This window comes from Pseudogulbenkiania sp. MAI-1 (genome assembly GCF_000527175.1).
GTDB lineage: Bacteria > Pseudomonadota > Gammaproteobacteria > Burkholderiales > Chromobacteriaceae > Pseudogulbenkiania.
On sequence record NZ_AZUR01000001.1, the window covers coordinates 2,534,334 to 2,555,255 of the forward strand.

At 65.6% G+C, this 20,922-nt stretch carries 24 protein-coding genes and 1 pseudogene; 3 read left to right on the top strand and 22 right to left on the bottom strand.

Features of this window, described 5'->3' with window-relative positions:
- Positions 1-175 precede the first annotated feature (175 nt).
- Together PSEMAI1_RS0111795 and PSEMAI1_RS0111800 are read left to right on the top strand one after the other, a co-directional pair.
- Positions 176-1,042: an IclR family transcriptional regulator C-terminal domain-containing protein gene (locus PSEMAI1_RS0111795; protein WP_024303072.1), complete on the top strand. Its 867-nt coding sequence runs from the start codon at positions 176-178 to the stop codon at positions 1,040-1,042.
- A gap of 21 nt (positions 1,043-1,063) precedes the next feature.
- A pseudogene (locus PSEMAI1_RS0111800) lies at positions 1,064-1,435 on the top strand (transposase); the annotation flags it as partial.
- A gap of 46 nt (positions 1,436-1,481) precedes the next feature.
- Here the strand turns inward: PSEMAI1_RS0111800 and PSEMAI1_RS0111805 are convergent.
- The 12 genes from PSEMAI1_RS0111805 to PSEMAI1_RS0111860 all read right to left on the bottom strand — a co-directional run bounded on the left by PSEMAI1_RS0111805 (position 1,482) and on the right by PSEMAI1_RS0111860 (position 12,944).
- Positions 1,482-2,222, bottom strand: a complete 741-nt coding sequence (locus PSEMAI1_RS0111805; protein WP_024303074.1) for a GntR family transcriptional regulator — start codon at positions 2,220-2,222, stop codon at positions 1,482-1,484.
- A 10-nt stretch (positions 2,223-2,232) separates the two neighbouring features.
- A complete protein-coding gene (locus PSEMAI1_RS0111810) occupies positions 2,233-3,684 on the bottom strand; it encodes an NAD-dependent succinate-semialdehyde dehydrogenase (protein ID WP_024303075.1) in 1,452 nt (483 codons plus the stop codon).
- Between the two features lie 57 nt (positions 3,685-3,741).
- Entirely contained in the window at positions 3,742-4,812 is a 1,071-nt protein-coding gene (locus tag PSEMAI1_RS0111815; RefSeq protein ID WP_024303076.1) for an ABC transporter ATP-binding protein, read from the bottom strand.
- On the bottom strand, positions 4,809-5,609 hold the full coding sequence (locus PSEMAI1_RS0111820; protein WP_024303077.1) for an ABC transporter permease: 801 nt from the start codon (positions 5,607-5,609) through the stop codon (positions 4,809-4,811). Before PSEMAI1_RS0111820 ends, PSEMAI1_RS0111815 begins: the two co-directional genes overlap by 4 nt.
- A 1-nt stretch (position 5,610) precedes the next feature.
- Positions 5,611-6,495: an ABC transporter permease gene (locus PSEMAI1_RS0111825; protein WP_024303078.1), complete on the bottom strand. Its 885-nt coding sequence runs from the start codon at positions 6,493-6,495 to the stop codon at positions 5,611-5,613.
- An 84-nt stretch (positions 6,496-6,579) separates the two neighbouring features.
- Complete coding sequence (locus PSEMAI1_RS0111830) at positions 6,580-7,602, bottom strand: ABC transporter substrate-binding protein (RefSeq protein WP_024303079.1); 1,023 nt, start codon at positions 7,600-7,602, stop codon at positions 6,580-6,582.
- A gap of 70 nt (positions 7,603-7,672) precedes the next feature.
- On the bottom strand, positions 7,673-7,987 hold the full coding sequence (locus PSEMAI1_RS0111835; protein WP_024303080.1) for an NIPSNAP family protein: 315 nt from the start codon (positions 7,985-7,987) through the stop codon (positions 7,673-7,675).
- A 10-nt stretch (positions 7,988-7,997) separates the two neighbouring features.
- Positions 7,998-9,470: an aldehyde dehydrogenase gene (locus tag PSEMAI1_RS0111840; RefSeq protein ID WP_024303081.1), complete on the bottom strand. Its 1,473-nt coding sequence runs from the start codon at positions 9,468-9,470 to the stop codon at positions 7,998-8,000.
- A 16-nt stretch (positions 9,471-9,486) separates the two neighbouring features.
- Positions 9,487-10,524 carry an LLM class flavin-dependent oxidoreductase gene (locus PSEMAI1_RS0111845; RefSeq protein ID WP_024303082.1) on the bottom strand — a complete coding sequence of 346 codons (1,038 nt, stop codon included), beginning with the start codon at positions 10,522-10,524 and terminating at the stop codon, positions 9,487-9,489.
- Between the two features lie 59 nt (positions 10,525-10,583).
- Positions 10,584-11,516, bottom strand: a complete 933-nt coding sequence (locus PSEMAI1_RS0111850; RefSeq protein ID WP_024303083.1) for a flavin reductase — start codon at positions 11,514-11,516, stop codon at positions 10,584-10,586.
- Positions 11,513-12,367: an alpha/beta fold hydrolase gene (locus PSEMAI1_RS0111855; protein WP_024303084.1), complete on the bottom strand. Its 855-nt coding sequence runs from the start codon at positions 12,365-12,367 to the stop codon at positions 11,513-11,515. The genes PSEMAI1_RS0111850 and PSEMAI1_RS0111855 overlap by 4 nt, the downstream gene beginning before the upstream one ends.
- On the bottom strand, positions 12,357-12,944 hold the full coding sequence (locus tag PSEMAI1_RS0111860) for an amino acid synthesis family protein (protein ID WP_024303085.1): 588 nt from the start codon (positions 12,942-12,944) through the stop codon (positions 12,357-12,359). The genes PSEMAI1_RS0111855 and PSEMAI1_RS0111860 overlap by 11 nt, the downstream gene beginning before the upstream one ends.
- A gap of 241 nt (positions 12,945-13,185) precedes the next feature.
- On the opposite strand from PSEMAI1_RS0111860, the gene PSEMAI1_RS0111865 reads away from it, so the two are divergent.
- Positions 13,186-13,566, top strand: a complete 381-nt coding sequence (locus PSEMAI1_RS0111865; protein ID WP_024303086.1) for a carboxymuconolactone decarboxylase family protein — start codon at positions 13,186-13,188, stop codon at positions 13,564-13,566.
- Positions 13,567-13,649: 83 nt separating this feature from the next.
- Here the strand turns inward: PSEMAI1_RS0111865 and PSEMAI1_RS0111870 are convergent, their stop codons facing one another.
- From PSEMAI1_RS0111870 to lpxD, 10 genes are all read right to left on the bottom strand, one after another.
- Positions 13,650-14,000: a 2Fe-2S iron-sulfur cluster-binding protein gene (locus tag PSEMAI1_RS0111870; protein WP_024303087.1), complete on the bottom strand. Its 351-nt coding sequence runs from the start codon at positions 13,998-14,000 to the stop codon at positions 13,650-13,652.
- Positions 14,000-15,193 (bottom strand): gephyrin-like molybdotransferase Glp, encoded by a 1,194-nt coding sequence (glp, locus tag PSEMAI1_RS0111875; protein ID WP_232219902.1) that lies wholly within the window; start codon positions 15,191-15,193, stop codon positions 14,000-14,002. Before glp ends, PSEMAI1_RS0111870 begins: the two co-directional genes overlap by 1 nt.
- Positions 15,180-15,689 (bottom strand): molybdopterin-guanine dinucleotide biosynthesis protein B, encoded by a 510-nt coding sequence (gene mobB / locus PSEMAI1_RS0111880; protein ID WP_024303089.1) that lies wholly within the window; start codon positions 15,687-15,689, stop codon positions 15,180-15,182. The genes glp and mobB overlap by 14 nt, the downstream gene beginning before the upstream one ends.
- A gap of 277 nt (positions 15,690-15,966) precedes the next feature.
- Positions 15,967-16,191, bottom strand: coding sequence for a hypothetical protein (locus tag PSEMAI1_RS0111885; RefSeq protein ID WP_024303090.1), 225 nt, complete (start codon positions 16,189-16,191; stop codon positions 15,967-15,969).
- A gap of 154 nt (positions 16,192-16,345) precedes the next feature.
- Positions 16,346-16,831: a DNA-deoxyinosine glycosylase gene (locus tag PSEMAI1_RS0111890; RefSeq protein ID WP_024303091.1), complete on the bottom strand. Its 486-nt coding sequence runs from the start codon at positions 16,829-16,831 to the stop codon at positions 16,346-16,348.
- A gap of 33 nt (positions 16,832-16,864) precedes the next feature.
- The gene (rnhB, locus tag PSEMAI1_RS0111895) at positions 16,865-17,446 is read right to left on the bottom strand and encodes a ribonuclease HII (protein ID WP_024303092.1); all 582 of its coding nucleotides are present in this window, start codon (positions 17,444-17,446) and stop codon (positions 16,865-16,867) included.
- A complete protein-coding gene (gene lpxB, locus PSEMAI1_RS0111900) occupies positions 17,443-18,618 on the bottom strand; it encodes a lipid-A-disaccharide synthase (RefSeq protein WP_024303093.1) in 1,176 nt (391 codons plus the stop codon). Before lpxB ends, rnhB begins: the two co-directional genes overlap by 4 nt.
- Before the next feature lie 3 nt (positions 18,619-18,621).
- The gene (gene lpxA / locus PSEMAI1_RS0111905; RefSeq protein ID WP_024303094.1) at positions 18,622-19,395 is read right to left on the bottom strand and encodes an acyl-ACP--UDP-N-acetylglucosamine O-acyltransferase; all 774 of its coding nucleotides are present in this window, start codon (positions 19,393-19,395) and stop codon (positions 18,622-18,624) included.
- A gap of 1 nt (position 19,396) precedes the next feature.
- Positions 19,397-19,849, bottom strand: coding sequence for a 3-hydroxyacyl-ACP dehydratase FabZ (gene fabZ / locus PSEMAI1_RS0111910; protein WP_024303095.1), 453 nt, complete (start codon positions 19,847-19,849; stop codon positions 19,397-19,399).
- Positions 19,842-20,891, bottom strand: a complete 1,050-nt coding sequence (gene lpxD / locus PSEMAI1_RS0111915) for a UDP-3-O-(3-hydroxymyristoyl)glucosamine N-acyltransferase (RefSeq protein ID WP_024303096.1) — start codon at positions 20,889-20,891, stop codon at positions 19,842-19,844. Before lpxD ends, fabZ begins: the two co-directional genes overlap by 8 nt.
- Positions 20,892-20,922 lie beyond the last annotated feature (31 nt).

Genomic DNA, 20,922 nt, shown 5'->3' on the forward strand with positions numbered 1-20,922 from the left:
GAGCAGCCGCCGACCAGGCCAGACAACCCAACGACGTTCCCGAAAATGAGCGCTCCGCCCCAGAGCGGAGGATGAGCGATTGAACCGGGTGCAGGCGGCGTGAAATACTCGCCAAGAAGAGCAGGCTTCCTGAACGGAACACCCGACCGCACCCAACCACCTCAAGAAACGGCCCATGTACAACAACGAAGACCTCCATACCCAGGACCCGGAGGAGCTGCCCGGCGCCGACGAGAGCAGTGAGGACACCGCGCACACCGCGGCCGAGGACATCGCCGCCCAGAGCGGCGACCCCAACTTCATGACCTCGCTCGCGCGCGGCCTGACCGTCATCCAGGCCTTCTCACAGCAGCGGCGCCTGATGTCGATCTCGCAGATCAGCCAGAAGACCGGCATCCCGCGCGCCGCCGTGCGCCGCTGCCTGTACACGCTGAACAAGCTCGGCTTCGTCAGCGCCGAGGACGGCCGCAACTTCGCGCTGCGTCCGCGCATCCTGTCGCTAGGCCACGCCTACCTGGCGTCGACGCCGCTCGCCAAGGCGGCGCAGCCGGTGCTGCGCCACATCAGCAACACACTCAACGAATCGAGTTCGATCGCCATCCTCGACGGTGACGAGATCCTGTACATCGCCCGCGCCTCGACCTCGCGCATCATGACCATCGACCTCGACATCGGCAGTCGGCTGCCGGCCGCGCACACCTCGATGGGGCGCGTGCTGCTCGCCTATCTGCCCGAGGAAGAGCGCGAGGCCCACCTGGCCCGCGCCAAGCTGATCCAGTACACGCCGCACACGCTGATCACCGTCGAGGCCCTGCGCGCCGAACTCGACAAGGTGCGCGCGCAAGGCTATGCCATCATCGACCAGGAACTGGAGATCGGCCTGCGCTCGATCGCGGTGCCGATCGCCTCTTCCGACGGCAAGGTGGTGGCCGCGATGAACATCGGGGTGCAAGCCGCCCGGGTCTCCATCGCCGATCTGGAAAGCCGCATGCTGCCGGCGCTGCAGGCTGGTTCCAAGGAACTGTCGCTGCTGCTGGGCTGATCAGTCCTTTTTTGCCAGCACGGCCAACATGCGGCCGACTGCGCCGTAGCCGGCAAGGCCGAGGTGACGGACCGCAAAGGGGCGTTGCAGGCATTGCAGCGCTGCAAAGGCGGCTTGGGTAAAGTACAAAGCGTGCTGGCTGACAGCGGTTACGTGGGCCAGCCTTTTGCTCAAGGGGTGTGGGAAATCCTGGGCAAGGTGGTCACGGTGCAGATTGCCAAGCGTAGCGAGTTGCACAAATTCGCGGTGATTCCCAAGCGCTGGGTAGTCGAGCGCAGCTTCGCCTGGCTAGAGAAAAACAGGCGCCTGTGGAAGAACTGCGAGCGATGGCCCAATACCAGTTTGCAGTTCATCCATTTGGCCTTCCTGGCGGTGCCGCTCAGAAGAGCGTGAACACGCTCTCAGCAGAGTGACCCTGTCCCTCATCGAAACCGCGAGATCAGGCCGAATCGGCCAGTGGCACCCGGGAAGCGGACAGATCGGCGGCCGGGCTGGCGTCGGCCATCTCCGCCAGCTTCCTCGCAGCGATATCGGCCACGCGCCTGACGTGAGCCACGGAGGCATCGTGGGCGGCCTGGGCATCGCGGCGCTGGAGTGCCTCGACCAGCAGGCGCATCTCTGCCGCCGCCTCTGTCGCCCGGCCGGCCGAGCTGATGGTCATGGCGCGCAGACGGTTGATGCGGGCGTTGAGCGACTGGACGATCTCCCACGCCATGATCTGGCCACTGCCCTCGAACATCAGCTCGTAGAACGCGGAGGTCCTGGCCAGCACCTCGTAGAAATCGTTCTTGGCAAAGGCTGCCTGGATTTCCTCGTTGATGGCAGCCAGGCGCTCGATCGTCTCGTTGTCAGCCCGCTCGGCACACAGCCGGGCGGCGTGGCCTTCGAGCAGGGCGCGGATTTCGTAGATCTGCGCCGCCTTGTCGGCATCGAGCGTGGCCACCACCGGGCCCTGGTGCGGGATCGACTCGACCAGGCCCTCGGTTTCCAGATGGCGCAGCACTTCCCTGACGATGGAGCGGCTGACGCCGAGCTCTTCGCACAAGGAGCGTTCCACCAGGCGCTCACCCGGCTTGAAATAGGCGCTGAGGATGGCGTCGCGCATCTTCTCCAGCGTCAACTCACGCAACGTCTTGACGCTACGGTCTATCTTCAGCGAACTGCTGCCCTTGGGTGACATGATCGTCTCCTTATTGAATGCCGCCAAGACAGAGGTATTTGATTTCGAGGTAGTCCTCGATGCCGTAGCGGGAGCCTTCGCGGCCGAAACCGGATTGCTTGATCCCGCCGAACGGCGCCACTTCGGTCGAGATGAGGCCGGTATTGACCCCCACCATGCCCGCTTCGATCGCTTCGGCCACGCGCCATACACGGCCGACGTCGCGGCTGTAGAAGTAGGCCGCCAAGCCGAACTCGCTGGCATTGGCCTGGGCGATCACATCCGCTTCGTCGCGGAAGCAGAACACCGGCGCCACCGGGCCGAAGGTTTCCTCGCGCGCCACACGCATCGCCGGTGTCACGTCGCGCAGGATGGTCGGCTCGAAGAAGGTGCCGCCCAGCGCATGGCGCTGGCCACCGGTGACGATAGTAGCACCCTGCCCCAACGCGTCGGCGATATGGGCCTCGACCTTGGCGACGGCGTCCTCGTCGATCAGCGGGCCTTGCGTCACGCCGGCCTCCATGCCGTTGCCGACTTCGAGCGCGGCCACCCGCGCCGCGAGCTTGGCGACGAAGGCATCGTAGACCGCGTCCTGCACGTAGAGGCGGTTGGCGCAGACGCAGGTCTGCCCGGTATTGCGGTACTTCGACACCATCGCCCCTTCCACCGCGGCATCGAGGTCGGCGTCGTCGAACACGATGAACGGCGCATTGCCGCCCAGCTCCATGCTGACCTTCTTGACCGTGCCGGCGCATTGGCGCAACAGCAGCCGGCCGACCTCGGTCGAGCCGGTGAAGGTCAGCTTGCGCACCAGCGGGTTGCTCGTCAGCTCGCCACCGATGGCGACCGGGTCGCCGGTGACGACGTTGATCACGCCAGGCGGGATCCCGGCCGCTTCGGCCAAACGGGCCAGGGCCAGCGCCGACAGCGGGGTCTGTTCCGCCGGCTTGGCGACGACGGTGCACCCCGCAGCGAGCGCCGGCGCGATCTTACGTGCCAGCATGGCATTTGGGAAGTTCCACGGCGTGATCGCCGCCACCACGCCGACCGGTTGCTTGATGGTGATCAAGCGCTTGTCGCCCTGCGGCGCCGGAATCACGTCGCCGTAGACGCGCTTGGCTTCCTCGGCAAACCATTCGATGTAAGCCGCGCCGTAGGCGATCTCCCCCTTGGCTTCGGCCAAAGGCTTGCCCATCTCCGCGGTAAGCAGCCGGGCCAGCGGCTCGGCGTGCGCCAGCACTAGGTCGAACCAGCGCCGCAGGTAGGCGGCGCGCTCCTTGCCGGTGAGCGCGCGCCAGGCCACACCGGCGGCATGGGCCGCGTCAATGGCGCGGCGGGTTTCGTCCGCCCCCAGGCGCGGCACAGTGGCGATGAGTTCGCCGGTGGCCGGGTTGTGCACGGCCAGACGCTCGGCGCCGTCAAGCCATTGCCCGTCGATATAGCAGCGGTCCCGCAGCAGGTCCGCTTCGCTCAAGATTTCCATTCTTCATCCTTCGGCGGCGTGTGTCGTCTCCGCGCCGCCCACTTGCGATTGATCCGCTCAGGCGAACACGTGACCGTGCTGCATATCCCACTCCAGCACCGCCGGCGCCCCGATGCTCAGGCCCAGGCCGTCGCGCACCGCCATGCGCACCGCGATTTCCTGCTGCCACGGCGTCTGCACCGCGAAGTGCATGCTGTCGCCCAGGTACGTCATGTCGCGCACCGTGACCGCCAGGCCGTTCCCGTTGGCGACGGCTCCCGGGCGGATACGCATCTGCTCAGGGCGCACCATCAGCGTGCCCTCGCTGCCGGCCGCAAGCGTGCTGGCAGTGCCCTCGACGGCATGACCGTTGGGGAACACCGCGCGCGCACGGCCACCGCCCGCCTGCTCGACCTTGACCGGCAGGAAGTTGGAGTTGCCGATGAAGCCCGCCACGAAGCGTGATACCGGGCGCTCGTACAGTTCCTCGCCGGTGCCGACCTGCTCGATCTTGCCCTGGTTGAACACCGCGATGCGGTCGGACAGACGCAGCGCCTCTTCCTGGTCGTGCGTCACGTAGAGGATGGTGACGCCGGTTTCCTGGTGGATGCGGCGCAGCTCGAACTGGATTTCCTCGCGCAGCTTCTTGTCGAGCGCCGAAAGCGGCTCGTCCATCAACAGCAGCGGCGGGTCGTAGGCCAGCGCGCGGGCGATCGCCACCCGCTGCTGCTGGCCGCCGGAAAGCTGGCCCGGCAGGCGGTCGCGGTAGTTGGCTAGGTGCACCAGCTCCAGCATCTTCTCCACCTTGGCCTTGACCTCGGCCTCGGGGCGGCGCCGCACGCGCAGCGGGAAGGCGACGTTCTCGCCCACCGTCAGGTGCGGGAACAGTGTGTAGCGCTGGAACACCATACCGATGTTGCGCTTGTTCGGCGCCACCTCGAGCAGCGATTTGCCATTCAACAGCACCTGTCCTTCGGTCGGCCCCTGGAAGCCGGCGACGATGTAGAGCGTGGTGCTCTTGCCCGAGCCGGACGGGCCGAGGAAGGTCATGAATTCGCCCTGCTGGATGTCGAGCGAGACATGGTCGATGGCCACGACCTGATCGTAGGTCTTGCGCAGGCCACGAATCTGCAGAAACGGGGTCGTCATGGCTGATTACCTTTCTTCAACAGGGAAACGAGCAGCATCAGCACGATGGTGAAGGCCACCAGCAGGGTCGACGCCGCCGCAATCACCGGGGTCAGGTCCTGGCGCAGCGTGCTCCAGATCAATACCGGCAGGGTTTGCAAGGTGGGGCTGGCCATGAAGATCGACAGCACGACCTCGTCCCACGAAATCAGGAAAGAGAACACCGCAGCGGCGAACAGGCCGAGCCGGATGGCCGGCAGCGTCACGCGCAGCTTCACCTCGATCGGTCCCGCGCCGCAGATCATCGCGGCGTCTTCCAGCGCCGGATCGAAGCTCTGCAGCGAGTTGCCGATGGTGATGATGGAGAACGGCAGCGCGATGATCAGATGGCCGATCACGAAGCCAGTCAGCGTGCCGGTCAACCCCAGCTTGAGGAAGAAGGCGTAGAGCGCCACCGCCAGCACCACCACCGGCAGCACCATCGGCGTCAGGAAGAAGGCCTGCAGCGCGCTCTTGCCGAAAAAGCGGCTACGCGCCAGCCCCAGCGCCGCCAGCAATCCCAGCGTGACCGACAGCACGGTGACGATCACCGCCACCTTGGCGCTGGTGAACAGCGAATCCAGCCACACCGGGTCGGTCAGGAGCTGCTCGTACCACTGCAGCGTCCAGCCCGGCGGCGGAAACACCAGCCATTGTGAGTCGCCGAACGACAAGGCGGCGATGAACACGATGGGCAACAGCAGGAACAGCGTCACCACGGTGCCGACGCCCACCAGGCCCCAGCGCCAGGCACCCAGACGATCGAAATCGAGTAGCATCTCAGCGTCCTCCCAAACCGGTGCGCCCGCCACCCAGGTAGCGCAGTTGCACGGCGTACAGACCCAGCGTCACCACCAAGAGCACGAAGGCGGCGGCGCCAGCCAGACCCCAATTGAGCAGCGACTGCACCAACTGGGCGATCAGCTCGGCCAACATCATGTAGCTGGTGCCGCCCAGCAAGGCCGGGGTGACGTAGTAGCCCAGCGACATCACGAACACCATCAGCGCGCCCGAGGCGATGCCCGGCAGCGCCAGCGGCAGCAACACCAGGCGCAGCGCCTGCCAGCGGCTGGCCCCGCAGACGGCGGCGGCACGCAAGGTGGACGGATCGATGGCACGCAGCGTGGCGTGCAGCGGCATCACCAGGAACGGCAGCATGATGTAGGTCATGCCGATGGTGACCCCGACCAGGTTGTTGACCAGGGTCAGCGGCTCGTCGATCACACCGATGGCCATCAGCATGCGGTTGACAAGGCCGGTCTGCTGCAGCAGCACCATCCAGCCATAGGTGCGGGCCAGGAGGTTGGTCCACATCGACAACAGCAGCACGGCAAACAGCAGCTGGCTCCAGCGCTTGGGCAGGATGGCCAGCAGCCAGGCGGTGGGAAAACCGATCAAGAGCGTGATCAGCGTGACCACGCCGGCCACCATGAAGGTGTTGAAGAACACCCTGACATAAGTCTCCGAGCCCAGGAGCTCGACGTAATTCTGCAGACCGGGCGTGGGCTCCATCACGCTGCGCAGCAGCAGGGCCAGCACCGGCAACAAAAAGAACAGGCACAGCAAGAGCGTGGCGGGCAACAGCAGCCTGATGCCACGCTGGCCGGCGCCGAAACGGAAGCGGCGGCGCTCGGGGGCGACAGCGGTACTCAACGCAGTTGACATGACAACTCCTAAACGCACAACGACAAGCAAGAAGCGGTGGGTGGAGCCGGACGATGAGCGGCGCTCACCGCCCGGCCCGATGCCTTACTTGGTCTGCCAGGCGTACCAGCGCTTGGCGATCTCGTCGCGATGGTCGGCCCAGTAGCGCATGTCCAGATTGATCTGGCTCGCGCCATACTGATCCGGCAGCGCCTTCACCGCTTCCGGCGCCATCTTGGACTTCGCCTGCAGGTTGATCGGCGCGTAGCCGGTCTCGGTGGCGAACTTGGCCTGGGCTTCCGGGCTGGTGGCGTAGGCCAGGAACTTCATGGCCGCCTCCTTGTTCTTGCTGCCCTTCGGAATTACCAGCATATCGGCGGCGGTCAGGTTCTGCTTCCACGACATCCCTACCGGGGCCTTGCTCTGCTGCAGTGCGTTCACGCGGCCGTTCCAGAACATGCCGATCGGCGTCTCGCCGGAAGCCAGCAGCTGCTGCGACTGGGCGCCGCCGCTCCACCACACGATCTGGCTCTTGATGGTGTCGAGCTTCTTGAAGGCGCGGTCGAGGTCGAGCGGGTAGAGCTTGTTGGCCGGCACACCGTCGGCCAAGAGGGCGATCTCCAGCACGCCCGGCGCCGACCACTTGTACAGCGTGCGCTTGCCCGGGAAGCGCTTGAGATCGAACAGATCGGCCCAGGAACTCGGCGCCGCACCCTTGAAGGCAGACTTGTTGTAGCCCAGCACGAAGGAGTAATAGAAGCTGCCCACCGCGTTGGGCGAGGAGAAGCGCGGGTCGATGCCCTTGAGCTTGGACAGATCGAGCGGTTCGAGCAACCCGTCCTTGGCAGCCTTGTAGGCGAAGTCGCCCTCCACGTCCACCACGTCCCAGGTCACGTTGCCGCTTTCCACCATGGCCTTGAACTTGCCATAGTCGGTCGGGCCGTCCATTGCTACGTTGATGCCGTTGGCCGCGGCAAACGGCTTGGCCCAATGCTTCTGCTGCGCCTGCTGGGTGGTGCCACCCCAACTGGTGAACACGATGTTTTCCGCCAGGACGGGAGTGGCGGCCAGCGCGCCGAAAGTGGCGGCCAGGGCTACGCGAGTGCGAAACGATGTCGTTGCGGTCATGATGTCATCTCCTTGGTAGGTGGTAATACTGTTGTTGTTGGTAGCTTGGGTTGGCCGGCCTGGGCGACGCTCAGGCCAGCGGGGAAAACGGTGCCGGCTTCATGATCTTGCTCTCCATCTCCTCCAAGAGCGCCTGGATCTTGGGCGCGAACACCTGCCAGGCCGGGTCCCGGGCCAGTGCGGCGCGGCGTTCCTCGCGCTCGTCCAGGCTGGCATACGCCCAGATGTGCACGATCTGGTTCAGCGGGCCGATCTCGGAAAAGAAGTAGCCGATCAGGTTGCCGAGATACTGCTTCTGCAACGCGATACCCTCCTCTTCCACCAGTTTCAGGTAGGCCGGAACGGCGCCGGTCTTGATGCGGTAAGTACGGATTTCATAAAACATTTCTGCCTCCTCAACGCATCACGAACGGATCGGCGATCGGCTCGTCCGAGGTGCGGATCCACACCGACTTGGTGCGGGTGTAATCCAGCACCGACTCCAGCCCGCCCTCACGGCCGAGACCGCTCAGGCCATAGCCGCCGAACGGCACGATGGGCGACACCGCACGGTAGGTGTTGACCCAGACGATGCCGGCGCGCAGCGCGCGGGTGAGCCGGTGCGCGCGGGTCAGGTCGCGGGTGAACACGCCGGACGCGAGACCGTAAACGCTGTCGTTGGCCAGCGCGATGGCCTCGGCTTCGGTATCGAAGGTCACCACGCTCAGCACCGGGCCGAACAGCTCCTGGGTGACGCTCGGCACCTGGGCGTCAGGGCAAGCGAGGATGGTCGGGCGGTAGTAATAGCCCGCCTCGAAACCCTCCGGTCGCACGCCGCCGGTCACCATCTCGGCGCCGGCCTCCAGACTCGCCGCCACCACGCGCTCGATGTGCTCGCGCTGCTTTTGCGTCGCCAACGGTCCCATCTCGGTGGCCTTGTCCTGCGGGTCGCCGATGCGGATCGCCTCGGCCTTGGCCTTCAGCGTGGCCAACAGGCGGTCACGCACGCCACGCTGCACCAGCAGGCGCGAGCCGGCCACGCAGCTCTGGCCGGTCGCGGCGAAAATGCCCGCGACGATGGCGTTGCTGACGCTGTCGACATCGACATCGTCGAACACCAGCACCGGCGATTTACCGCCCAGCTCCAGCGTGGTGTAGGCGAGGTTCTCGGCCGAGTTGTGCACGATGTGGCGCGCCGTCTCGGGACCACCGGTAAAGGCGATACGCGACACCAGCGGATGGCTGGTCAGCGCGCGGCCGCAGTCATCGCCGAAGCCGGTGACGATGTTGACCACACCGGCCGGGAAGCCCGCCTCGTGCACCAGCCGGGCGAACTCCAGCAACGGGGCCGGGCCTTCCTCGGACGCCTTCAACACCACGGTGCAACCGGCCGCCAGCGCCGGGCCGAGCTTGACCGCCGACAGGAACAGCTGCGAATTCCACGGCACGATGGCCGCCACCACCCCGATCGGCTCGCGCCGCAGGAAGGCCTCCATGTCCGGCTTGTCGACCGGCAGACAGGCGCCCTGGATCTTGTCGGCAAGGCCGGCGTAATAGCGGTAGTACTCGGCCACGTAGCCAATCTGGCTTTGCGTCTCGCGGATGATCTTGCCGGTGTCGGCCGTTTCCAGCTCGGCCAGCCGGGCGGCGTTCTCGGCCACCAGGTCGGCGAGCTTGTAGAGCAGCTTGCCGCGCTGGCTCGCGGTCAGGTTCGCCCAGGCCGAATCGAGAAAGGCACGGTGTGCGGCCTGGACCGCGCGGTCCACGTCGGCGGCGCTTGCCGCCGGCATGCTCGCCCACGGCTCGCCGCTGGCCGGGTTGATGCTGTCGAAGCGGGCGCTGCCGTCCTCGAACACACCGTCGATGTACTGCTGAAACCGTCTCAACATGCTGTGGACTCCTGGTTCAGGCAAAAGCCGGCATCACCTGGTTGATGAACAGCTCGAGCGACTTCTTCTTGCGCTCGAAGTCCATGTGGCTGTCGATCCAGAAGCTGTACTGGTCGTAGCCCAGCGCCTCGTAGCCCTTCAGGCGCGCGATCACCTCGTCCGGCGTGCCGATCACCAGGTTCTGCTTGATCAGCTCCGGCGCGTAGTTCGGGAACATCGCCAGATCCTCGTCGTTGAGCGGCTCGATAAAGCCCTGATCGATCGGCTTCTCGTTCTTGAACCACTTACTGAAGTAGCAGTAGAAGCGGCGCAGAGCGTCCACGGCAGCGTCGACCTCGCGCCCGTCGGCACCGACGAAGGTGTGCATCAGCATCATGATCTGCGGGCGCGGGATGTCCGGGTGGTTAGCGCAGGCGGCGTTGAAGCGCTCCATCAGGCTCGCCACCTCGGCGTCGCCGGAAGCCAGCGAGGTCACCTGCACGTTGCAGCCTTGCGAGACGGCGTAGTCGTGCGAGTTGGGATCGCGCGCAGCCACCCACAGCGGCGGATGCGGCTGCTGCAGCGGGCGCGGCGCCGGCGTGGTCTTGGGGAAGCTCCAGTATTCGCCCTGGTGCGCGTAGTCGCCGGCGAACAGCTTTTGCAGGCAGGGGATCATCTCGCGCAGGCGACCGCCGGCGCCCCAGGCGTCGAGCCCCGGGAACAGGCGCTCGTACTCGAAGGAATAAGCGCCACGCGCGATGCCGACATCGAGGCGGCCGTTGCAGGCCAGGTCGGTCATGCCGATCTCGCCGGCCAGCTTGATCGGATGCCAGAACGGTGCCACCACGGTGCCGGTGCCAAGGCGGATCTTGCTGGTCTTGGCGGCCAGATAGGCCAGGTTGACGAAGGGGTTCGGCGCGATGGTGAACTCCATGCCGTGGTGCTCGCCGATCCAGGCGGTTTCGAAACCACCCTCCTCGGCGATCTTCACCAGCGCGGTCATCTCGTCGAACAGCTCCTTCTGCGACTTGCCGGCGTCGTAACGCTCCATGTGCAGGAACAGCGAAAACTTCATGATGTGTCTCTCCTAAATCTCTGGCGGGTGGATTTTTATCTTTAAATGTTCAGCGGTGTTCACGCTTTAGCGAGCGACTGCACCGATCCGGTATGGCTATCACCGATATAGATGCCGAAGGCGTCCTCGGTACGCTCACGCACAAAACGCTCCAGCATCGAACGCACCGCCTCGTCAGCCAGCTTGTCCCACTGGATGTCGTCCAGCGCCACCGCGCGCAGCTTGCCGCCCGCCGGCAGCTCGCCCTGTACCCGCCCACGGTAGTAGATGTTCACCGCCCCGCCCTCGGCGGCGCTCTCCTCGAATACCGCGAAGAGGAAATCGAGCTGGGCGTCGATGCCGTGCTGGCCCAGCACACCGCGCAGGCTCTTGGCGTCGGACGCCGGCTCCAGGCGGGTGCCGGTGGGCAGTTCGTAGCCCTTGTCGGTTTCCAGCAGCACCACGCCGCCGTCGTACTCCAGGATGGCACCGACCTTGGCGCGCTGCCCTGCCGCCGCCAGCGCATCCTGCGACAGGCTGAAAGTCAGGTAGGCGCCGCGCCCGTAACCGAGCGGACTCGCCGTGGTGTTGGCAAAATCGACCACCTTGCCGATCAGGATGATGTGGTCACCGGCATCCACCACCTGGTGGGTCTCGCAGTCGAACCAGGCGGCCGAACCATCGATGATCGGGCTGCCGGTTACGCCGCGGTGCCAGGACACCTGTTCGAACTTGTCCGCCGCCTTCGAGGCGAAGATGCTGGACACGTTCTTCTGGTCTTCGGCCAGGATGCTGATCGAGAAATGCCGGGTTTCCGCAAACACCCCGTAGCTCGCCGCGGACTTGCCGACGCAGATCAACACCAGCGCCGGATCGAGCGACACCGAAGTGAACGAGTTGGCGGTAAAGCCGCGCGGCGCGCCGTCCGGCTGCAGCGTCGACACCACGGTCACGCCGGTGACGAAGGCGCCGAGCGCCTTGCGGAATTCCATCGCATCGATGGGCTGGCTCATGGCTGTTCACTCCTCTGCGATTCTTGCGCGCCGGCCGTCACAGGGGAGGCCAGGAAGGTGCGCAGGCGTTGGTTGATGTCATCGGGCGCGGTGACGTTCATCATGTGGCGCGCTCCGGCGACGATATCGAGACGACCTTGCGGCGCCAGTTCGGCCATCGCCCGCGACATCTCGGGGCTCGAGTTCGGATCGAACTCGCCGGTCATGAACAGCGCCGGCATCGCCAGGTGTGGCAGACCGGCCGCGTGCACGGCGTCGGAACTGGCGAACAGACCGTAGGTCCGGGCATAGCCCACCGGGTTCACCTCGACCAGGAAACGCTTCACCAGTTCGGCCGATGCTTCCAGATCGGCCGGCACCGGCTCGCCGAACCAGCGTGTCAGGGTGGAATCGACCGTGGCGGCGACACCGGTGTGCTGCAAGGCGGCAGCACGCTCCAGCACGGCGGAGCGCTGTTCCGGCGTGCGCATGAACACCGCGTTGAGCGCCGCCACGCGCAGAGTCCGTGCCGGGTAAGCCAGCGCGAACTCCAGCGCCACCAGCGCCCCCATCGAATGGCCGACCACGTTGGCCGAAGCGACATCCAGATGATCGAGCAAGGCGGCGAGCTGATTCGCATAGTCCGCCAGCGCCACATCGGCCGGCGGCACGGCGCTGCCGCCGTGGCCCAGCATGTCGTACACGATCACCTGGTAATCGCGGGCGAACTCGGCCACCTGCGACGCCCAGATCCCCTGCCCCATGCCGACGCCGTGGATCAGCACCAGCGGCTCGCCGGCGCCGTACACGCTGTAGGCAGTGCCGTCGACCGTGCCGGTCTGAACCGGTTGCGGGCACAGATCAGGCCTCATTGCTGCCAAGCTCCTTCAGATCCTGGTAGCGGTCGCCGATGCGGTGATGCGGACGGCCACCGATCGACGCGCCCAGCGCCACCACGATCTCGTCCGGCGCCGGCGCGTCGTTGATCGAGAACTGGATGGTCAGGTAGTGCGAGCGCATGCCCTCGTCGTCCTTGTGCATCATCGGGATCATGATCGGGCAGTTCGGGCCGCCGCGGACATTGGTGAAGCTGAGGTAGCTCTTGGCGCCAACCGCCTTGCGGTAGAAGTTGCCGAAACGCAGCGTATGGATCAGCGCCGAGGCATGCTCGATCTCTCCGTCGGTACCGACCACCGCGGCCTTGCCGTAGCCTTCGATCACCTCGCCCGAGCCGGCGATGCGCAGGATCTCAGCGGTCAGCAGCTCGCCCAGCACCGGGGCGATGGCGTGAATCTCCGGCTTCAGGTCGTCCACGAAGCCGCGCCCCGCCCAGGGGTTCTTCAGCACCGCCGCCGCCGCGAACATCTTCAGCGGCACCGGGGCCACCTTGCCCCCTTCGATCAGCGTCTCCTCGACGTAGGTCACCACTTTGCGAATCCCGACATCCATCGTCTTTTCTCCTTCAGCCTTGGCGCGCCGCGCCGTTCGATTTGCTATATGTCGGTATTACGGTATACCATGAAAAACGTGATAGCAAGAAGATTGTATGTTGGTATACCATAATACGAAACAAAAAAGACACAGCCCGGAAACAACAGCAGAGAAGCGCCACGTCGGCACTCGAACCACTAGGATGAAATGTTCACACCCTTCCGAGCCGGAAGGGCATCACCAGCAAAGGAGCACCACGATGAGCAAGGAAACCTTCGACCGCGGCCTGGAAATCCGCAAGGCGGTATTGGGAGAGGACTACGTCAACCAGGCGCTGGCCAACGCGGACGAACTGTCGATGCCGCTTCAGCAACTGGTCACCGAATACTGCTGGGGCACGGTCTGGGCGCGGGAGGGGCTGGAACGCAAGACGCGCAGCCTGATCAATCTTGGCATGATCGCCGCGCTGAACCGGCCGCACGAGCTGAAGTTGCATGTGCGCGGCGCCCTCAACAACGGCTGCAGTAAGGAAGAAATCGTCGAGGCGATCCTGCAGATCGCCATCTATTGCGGGGTACCCGCCGCCATCGACGCCATGCGTATTGCGCGCGAGGTGATGAATGCGGAGAGTGCGGCGTGATGCTGGCGCCAAGAAATGATGGCAGGCTTTTGTAATACCGTTTAAAGCACACGGGCGGAACCGCCTCTGCCCGTGTCCTCACTCTACTCCGCCGGCGGCAGCAACACGCGCCAGTCGGCGTCGTCCAACACCAGATGACAGGCCAGACGCCAGGTCTCGGCCGTATCCGGCCACTCCTCGGTGGCCGCCATGGCCGCGTCGATCAGTCCGGCGCGCAGCATCACGTTACGCTCCTTGCGCCCCACCTTCGCCACGCCGGGCTGGCCGGTGTGCTCGACATGGACTTTGCAGGTGCCGCAGGTGCCCTGGCCGCAGCGCCAGTGCAGCGGCAGCTCGTGAAAACGCGCCACGTCGATCAGCACGTCGCCCGCCTCGGCGGCAATCTCCTCCAGCACCCGGCCGGATGCCTGGTCGATGAAGCGGACGACCGGCATCAGGCCTCCAGCGCGGTGAAATCGAGCAGATCGCCCACCGCCACTGCCTGCCCCGGTGCCAGGCGCACCAGCCCGTCGGCCCAGGCACACGAAGTCAGCACACCCGAACCCTGGTTGGGATAGCGCTCCAGCACGGTCTGGCCGTCACGCACCACGCGCCGCACGCGCAGGAACTCCTCGCGCTTGGCATCGGGGCGGGTCCAGTCGAAGGCGGCGGGATAACGCACCGTCGGCACCGCCGCCGCCTCGGCCAAGCCGGCGCGCTTCTGCAGGAAAGCCTTGACCAGCACCGCGTAGGTGACGAAACCCGACACCGGGTTGCCCGGCAGGCCGATGAAATCGGCATCGCCCACCCGGCCGCTGGCCAGCGGCTTGCCCGGCTTGATGGCGATCTTCCACAGATCGAGCGCCCCTTCCGCCTCCACCGCCGCCTTGACGTGATCCTCCTCGCCCACCGACACCCCGCCGCAGGTCATGATCACGTCGGCAAAGTCGGAGGCATCGAGCAAGGCCTCGCGCGTGGCTTGCAGCTCATCGGGGATGATGCCCAGGTCGCTGACCTCGCAGCCCAGATGCATCAGCGCCGGCACCAGCCAGTAGCGGTTGGAGTTGTAGATCTGCCCTGGGCCGAGCGCCTCGCCCGGCTCGACCAGCTCGTCGCCGGTGAAGAACACCGCCACGCGCAGCGGACGCACCACCGACACCTCGGCCACGCCGATCGACGCGAGCAGGCCGATGTCGGCGGTCGAGAGGCGCTGGCCGGCGGCAAGCACGGTCTGCCCGCTGGCGATGTCCTCGCCGGCGCGGCGGATGTTCTGGCCGGCGACGGGCGCCTTTTGAATCGTGACCCGGCCATCCTCCAGCACCTCGCACTGCTCCTGCATCACCACTGCATCGGCCCCGGCCGGAATCGGCGCGCCGGTGAAGATACGCGCCGCGCTGCCGGCCTGCAGCGGCGCGGGGGCGTGCCCGGCGGGAATGCGCTGCGACACCGGCAAGGCTTGGCCAAAATCGGCCACGCGCAATGCGTAGCCGTCCATCGCGCTGTTGTCGTGCGGCGGCACGTTCACGGCGGAAACCACCGGTTCAGCCAGCACCCGGCCGCAAGCCTCCAGCAGGGAAACGGTTTCGGTCTCGGTCACGGCGTCGGCGCGCGACAGCAGCCAGCTCGCGGCCTCGTCAACGGTCAGCATGTTCTGCATGGGATAAGGTACTCAACAGGAAATCGACGATGCCGGCGATGTCGTCACGGTTAAACTGCGGCAAGGTCGTATCGATGGGGACGTCGCCAACCACGGCCAGCACCAGCGGATCATCCGGGTACAGGCGCGGACTGGCGAGCGCGCTACTGATCACTTCGATCTTGGGAACCGGGGCGTGCTTGAAACCCTCGGCCAGCACCAGATCGCACGGGCGCAACCGCGCCACGTGTTCCAGCAAAGGATGGTCGTTGCTGCCGGGCAACTCCTCCACCAGCAGCCGGCGCTGTCCGGCCGCCAGCAGCACCTGGCGCGCGCCGGCCTGGCGATGCCGCCAGCTATCCTTGCCTGGCACGTCCCAGTCGACGTCGTGGTGGGTGTGCTTGATCACCGCCACATCGAGGCCACGGGCCACAAGCTGGGGCAATAGCCGTTCAATCAGGGTGGTTTTGCCGCTGCCGGAATAGCCGGCGAAGCCGATCACGTGCATCGTTCAGCATCCGCAAGAGTCTTCAAGATCCGGCGCGCTGGCAACGGTCAGCCAGGCCGGACAGAATGATTGCAATGATAGCACGCGGGCAAAACCCGCCGAATCAGGCGAAATGACTAGTCTCGAATAACTCGGCGCTTGTAAAAGAAATCGTCACGAGCGGCCCTCAGCGGGGTGAAGAGCAGCGCAGGAACCGGAATGTACACAAAGTACATGAGGATTCTGAGCAGCGCATGAGCCCCGATCAGGGACGCGCAGCAGATTTATTCACAAGCGCTCAGGCGGCGTGCGACAGGCTGGCATCGTTGCCCTGCCCGTCCTCCGGATCCTCGAAGCGTTTCCAGTCGATGATCATCACTTCGGTCAGGCCGCAATCGATGGCCAGCTGCGCCTCGATTTCCTCCAGCACCTGGTGGCAATGGATCGAACCGTTCAGCGCCACCTCGGCGCGGCGCACCACCTTGTCGTCAGGGGTGGCAAACCAGATACAGTAGCGGTTCATGGAGGCCTCCGATCAGCCGGTCAGACATAGCGCTTGTGAAAAATCTACTGCGCACGCCCATCCCGGCCCTGTGATGCTCACCGTACCGTTTGTACGGCTGCGCTTCTCGAACCGGCCTGGGAGCGCTCGTAACGATTTTTCTCACAAGCTCATACTACAAATATCGCCGCAATTGCAGCCAGATCGCAAGTTTTTCCTGATAGTCACGGGTGTAGGCCGGACTGGACGAAGGCAGCGCCAGCAAGGCCAGGGGGCTTCCGGCCAGCCTTCGGGCCGCCCTGAAGGCGGTGCCGCCGTTGAACGCCACCGCTTCGAGCCGCGGCAGGGAGCGCGTCAGCGCCAACAGGTCGTTGTGCTCGACGTCGTTCAGCGCGGCATCCAGACTGCCCTTGCGCTCGGCGCGCGCCACCACGTCCCACAGCCCGACACGATGCGCGAGCAGACAGTCGAGGCGGTCGGCATACGCCATCTCGGCCAGGGGTTTGCCCAGCATCTCGCCCAGCAGGCGCCAGAACTGGTTGCGCGGATGGGCGTAGTACTGCCCGGCCGCCAGTGAAGCGTCTCCCGGCAGCGAGCCCAGGATCAGCAGCCGTACCTCGGGCGACACGACCGGCGGGAAGCAGTGCTTGTGGGACGTCATGATTGATCGGAAACGGCGATCGGAGACATCGCCTTAAAAAAGCTGCCCCTGCTGCCGCGCCAGCCACGCCTTGACCGGGCCGAAGGTGCGGCGGTGCTCGGCCAGCACGCCGAAGCGCTCGATGGCGGCCAGGTGCTCGGCGGTGGGATAGCCCTTGTGACGGGCGAAGCCGTACTCGGGATGCAAGGCGTCGAGCGCCACCAGTTCCGCATCGCGTGCAGTCTTGGCCAGGATGGACGCCGCCGAGATCGCTGGCTCCAGCGCGTCACCCTTGACGATGGCGCGCGCCGGCACTGCGATGCCCTTGGGCACGCGGTTGCCGTCGATCAGCACCTCGACCGGCAGAACCGACAAGCCGGCCACGGCGCGGCTCATCGCCAGCATGGTGGCCTGCAGGATGTTGAGGGTATCGATCTCGGCGACGCTCGCGCTGGTGATGCACCAGGCGAGCGCGCGCTCCTTGATCAGCGGCGCCAGCTCGTCGCGCTGCTTCTCGGTCAGTTTCTTGGAGTCGGCCAGCCCGGCGATCGGCCGCGCCGGATCGAGGATCACCGCGGCGGCGAACACCGCCCCGGCGAGCGGGCCCCTGCCGGCCTCGTCGACGCCGGCGATCATGCCGGCACTCCCGCCACCTGCAGCACCGCGTCGGCGGCCAGCTCGGCGGTATCCTGCTTCAGCTCCCGATGCAAGGCGGTAAAGCGGGCGTTGAGCGCCTTCTTCGCCGGCTCGTCGTCGTAGAACGCGGCCACCGCCTCGGCCAGGCGCTCCGGCGTGGCGTCGTACTGCAACAGCTCGGGCACCACCGAGTCACCCAAGAGAATGTTGGGCAGGCCGACCCACGGCAGCTTCAGCTTGCGCTTGACCAGCCGGTAAGTGAGCCAGGATAGCTTGTAGGTGATCACCATCGGCTTCTTGGTCAGCGCCACCTCCAGCGTCGAGGTGCCGCTCTTCACCAGCACCACGTCGCTCGCAATCATCGCCATCTGGGCGTGACCGAACAGCTTGCGGATCGGCAGATCCCAGGCCTTGAGCCGGCTGAGCATCTGGTCGAAGGCATCGAGCGTCGCGCGCGTGGCAAGCGGCACCAGGAATTGCGCCGTCGGGTAGCGCTCGTGGAGCAAGCGTGCCGTCTTGACGAAAATCTCGCCCAGGTAGTCGATCTCGCTCACCCGGCTGCCGGGCAAGAGCGCGAACACCGGCCCCTCCGGCGGCAAGCCGAGCTGCTCGCGCATCGCTTCGGTGTCGGGAACCAGCGGTATCTCGCCCGCCAGCGGATGGCCGACGAAGGTCACCGGCACGCCGGCCTTTTCATAGAGCGGTGGCTCCATCGGGAACAGGCACAGCACGCGGTCGGCCGCGTCGCCGATCTTCTGCACCCGCTCCGGCCGCCACGCCCACACCGACGGGCTGACGTAATGGACGGTGCGGATACCCTTCTTCTTCAGCGACTTCTCGAGCCCGAGGTTGAAGTCGGGCGCATCGATGCCGACGAACACGTCCGGCCGCTCCGCGATCAGCGTGTCGCGCAGGTTGGCGCGGATGCGCAACAGCTCCGGCAGACGCGACAGCACCTCGGCGTAGCCGCGCACCGCCAGCCGCTCCTGCGGCACCACCGAATACAGACCCTGCGCCTGCATCCGCGGCCCGCCGATGCCGGCGAACTCGATGTCCGGATGGCGCACCTTGAGCGCCGCCATCAGGTGCGCACCCAGCAGGTCGCCGGAGGCCTCGCCGGCTACCATGGCGACCTTGAGCGCGCCGCTTCGCTTGAACAGAGGTTCAGCCATCGCTTAACGGATGATGCCCCGCTCCGACAAACCGAAGAAGCGCACGAAAGCCTCCAGCTCCGGGTGGCTGGCCGCCTCGGCGACGATGATCTGCTTGGCCTCTTCCAGCGGCAGGCCGCTGCGGTACAGCGTCTTGTAGGCCTGGCGGATGGAGCGGATCTGTTCCGGCGAGAAGCCGCGGCGCTTCAGGCCCTCGGCGTTGATGCCGGACGGTACCGCGCGGTTGCCGTGCGCCATCACGTACGGCGGCACGTCCTGCGCCACCGCGCTGGCAAACGCCGTCATGGCGTGCTCGCCGATGATGCCGAACTGGTGCACGCTGGTGAAGCCACCCAGGATCACCCAGTCGCCCACCTGAACGTGGCCGGCCAGCGTGGCGTTGTTGGCGAAGATGGTGTGGTTGCCCACCTGGCAATCGTGCGCCAGATGCACGTAGGCCATGATCCAGTTGTCGTTGCCCAGGCGAGTCACGCCCACGTCCTGTGCCGTGCCGACGTTGAAGGTGCAGAATTCGCGGATGGTGTTGTTGTCGCCGATCTCGAGCCGTGTCGGCTCACCGGCGTACTTCTTGTCCTGCGGCATCGCGCCCAGCGAGCAGAACTGGAAGATGCGGTTGTTCTTGCCGATCGAGGTATGGCCCTCGATCACCACGTGCGGGCCGACCCAGGTGCCGCTGTCGATGGACACGTTCGGTCCCACGATGGAATACGCGCCGATCTCGACGTCGTCCGCGATGCGGGCGTTCGGATCGACGATCGCGGTAGGATGAATCGCCATATCACACCTCGCGCTTGGCGCACATGATCTCGGCCTCGCAGGCCACCTGCCCATCCACCAGAGCACGTGCCTTGTACTTGGCGATGCCGCGTTTGGAGGTCAGTTCCTCCACCTCCATCACCAGCTGATCGCCCGGCACCACCTGGCGCTTGAAGCGGGCGTTGTCGATGCCGACGAAGAAATACAGCTCGTTCTCGGCGCGCTCGCCCTGGCTCTTGATCGACAGGATGCCGGCCGCCTGCGCCAGCGCCTCGATGATCAGCACGCCCGGCATCACCGGGTACTGCTCGAAGTGGCCGACGAAGAACGGCTCGTTGATAGTCACGTTCTTGAGCGCCTTGACACGCTTGTTCGCCTCGAACTCCACCACCCGGTCCACCAGCAGGAACGGGTAGCGGTGCGGCAGGTACTTCATGATTTCACGTACGTCGATGGTCACGGCATGCTCAGTCATTATTCTGGTCCTTGCTATCTTTCAGGGTCTTGATCTCGCGTTCGAGTTCTTTTACGCGTTTGACGAGATCGTCGAGATGTCTCAGGTGAACGGCGTTGGGCAGCCATTCCTTCATGGTGGAAAGTGGGTAGGACGAGGCGTAGTTGTCCGGCTTCTTGATGGACTTGGACACCAGCGTCCCGCCGCCGATATGGGTACGGTCGGCCACCTCGATGTGGCCGACGAACATTGCCGCCCCTCCGACGGTGCAGTAAGCGCCGATCTTGGTACTGCCGGCGATGCCGACGCAACCGGCGATGGCGGTGTGCTCGCCGATCTGCACGTTGTGCGCGATCTGCACCAGATTGTCGATCTTGGCGCCCTTGCGGATGATGGTGTCGGCCATCGCGCCGCGGTCGACCGTGGTGTTGGCGCCGATCTCGACGTCGTCCTCGATCACCACCCGGCCCGTCTGCGGAATCTTGAACCAGTGATCCTTGGCCCAGGCCAGGCCGAAACCGTCCGCGCCGATCACCGTGCCGGAGTGGATGCCGACGCGCGAGCCGATGCGGCAGCCGTGGTAAACCGTGACATTGGCGTAGAGCGTCACGTCGTCGCCGATCGCCACCCCATCGCCGATCGACACGCCCGGCAGGATGCGGCAGCGCTCACCGATGGTCACATTATGGCCGATGCTGACGTTGGCGCCGATCTCACTGGAAGGATCGATGCGGCAGCCCTCGCCGACCACGGCAGTCTCATGGATGCCGGGCCGTGCCTGCGGCGCCGGATGGAACAGCGTCGCCACGCGGGCGAAGTACAGATAAGGGTCGTCGGTCAGGATCAGTGGACCGCCATAACCGGTTTCCTCGGCCAGCTTGGGCGACATGATGAGCGCGCTGGCCCCCGTCGTCTCGAGCTGACGGCGGAACTTGGCGTTTGCCAGGAAGCTGATTTCGCCGGTCTTGGCGTCTTCCAGCGGGGCCAGGCGCTCGACCAGGCAGTCGTCGCCGCGCAGCTCGCCGCCGAGCCGCGCCACGATATCGGAAAGTGTATATGCCATCAAAAACAAAGCCGACCCGGGGCCGGCTTCT

Bases quoted from the DNA above. Each gene is read 5' to 3' on its own strand.
- PSEMAI1_RS0111855 (WP_024303084.1), bottom strand. From the start codon at position 12,367: ATGAGGCCTGATCTGTGCCCGCAACCGGTTCAGACCGGCACGGTCGAC.
- PSEMAI1_RS0111835 (WP_024303080.1), bottom strand. From the start codon at position 7,987: ATGTTTTATGAAATCCGTACTTACCGCATCAAGACCGGCGCCGTTCCG.
- mobB (WP_024303089.1), bottom strand. From the start codon at position 15,689: ATGCACGTGATCGGCTTCGCCGGCTATTCCGGCAGCGGCAAAACCACC.
- PSEMAI1_RS0111890 (WP_024303091.1), bottom strand. From the start codon at position 16,831: ATGACGTCCCACAAGCACTGCTTCCCGCCGGTCGTGTCGCCCGAGGTA.
- glp (WP_232219902.1), bottom strand. From the start codon at position 15,193: ATGCTGACCGTTGACGAGGCCGCGAGCTGGCTGCTGTCGCGCGCCGAC.
- PSEMAI1_RS0111850 (WP_024303083.1), bottom strand. From the start codon at position 11,516: ATGAGCCAGCCCATCGATGCGATGGAATTCCGCAAGGCGCTCGGCGCC.
- PSEMAI1_RS0111820 (WP_024303077.1), bottom strand. From the start codon at position 5,609: ATGCTACTCGATTTCGATCGTCTGGGTGCCTGGCGCTGGGGCCTGGTG.
- PSEMAI1_RS0111815 (WP_024303076.1), bottom strand. From the start codon at position 4,812: ATGACGACCCCGTTTCTGCAGATTCGTGGCCTGCGCAAGACCTACGAT.
- lpxA (WP_024303094.1), bottom strand. From the start codon at position 19,395: ATGGCGATTCATCCTACCGCGATCGTCGATCCGAACGCCCGCATCGCG.
- PSEMAI1_RS0111810 (WP_024303075.1), bottom strand. From the start codon at position 3,684: ATGGAAATCTTGAGCGAAGCGGACCTGCTGCGGGACCGCTGCTATATC.
- PSEMAI1_RS0111845 (WP_024303082.1), bottom strand. From the start codon at position 10,524: ATGAAGTTTTCGCTGTTCCTGCACATGGAGCGTTACGACGCCGGCAAG.
- PSEMAI1_RS0111830 (WP_024303079.1), bottom strand. From the start codon at position 7,602: ATGACCGCAACGACATCGTTTCGCACTCGCGTAGCCCTGGCCGCCACT.
- PSEMAI1_RS0111870 (WP_024303087.1), bottom strand. From the start codon at position 14,000: ATGCCGGTCGTCCGCTTCATCGACCAGGCATCCGGCCGGGTGCTGGAG.
- PSEMAI1_RS0111865 (WP_024303086.1), top strand. From the start codon at position 13,186: ATGAGCAAGGAAACCTTCGACCGCGGCCTGGAAATCCGCAAGGCGGTA.
- PSEMAI1_RS0111860 (WP_024303085.1), bottom strand. From the start codon at position 12,944: ATGGATGTCGGGATTCGCAAAGTGGTGACCTACGTCGAGGAGACGCTG.
- PSEMAI1_RS0111805 (WP_024303074.1), bottom strand. From the start codon at position 2,222: ATGTCACCCAAGGGCAGCAGTTCGCTGAAGATAGACCGTAGCGTCAAG.
- rnhB (WP_024303092.1), bottom strand. From the start codon at position 17,446: ATGATCGCCGGCGTCGACGAGGCCGGCAGGGGCCCGCTCGCCGGGGCG.
- PSEMAI1_RS0111885 (WP_024303090.1), bottom strand. From the start codon at position 16,191: ATGAACCGCTACTGTATCTGGTTTGCCACCCCTGACGACAAGGTGGTG.
- lpxD (WP_024303096.1), bottom strand. From the start codon at position 20,891: ATGGCATATACACTTTCCGATATCGTGGCGCGGCTCGGCGGCGAGCTG.
- PSEMAI1_RS0111825 (WP_024303078.1), bottom strand. From the start codon at position 6,495: ATGTCAACTGCGTTGAGTACCGCTGTCGCCCCCGAGCGCCGCCGCTTC.
- fabZ (WP_024303095.1), bottom strand. From the start codon at position 19,849: ATGACTGAGCATGCCGTGACCATCGACGTACGTGAAATCATGAAGTAC.
- lpxB (WP_024303093.1), bottom strand. From the start codon at position 18,618: ATGGCTGAACCTCTGTTCAAGCGAAGCGGCGCGCTCAAGGTCGCCATG.
- PSEMAI1_RS0111795 (WP_024303072.1), top strand. From the start codon at position 176: ATGTACAACAACGAAGACCTCCATACCCAGGACCCGGAGGAGCTGCCC.
- PSEMAI1_RS0111840 (WP_024303081.1), bottom strand. From the start codon at position 9,470: ATGTTGAGACGGTTTCAGCAGTACATCGACGGTGTGTTCGAGGACGGC.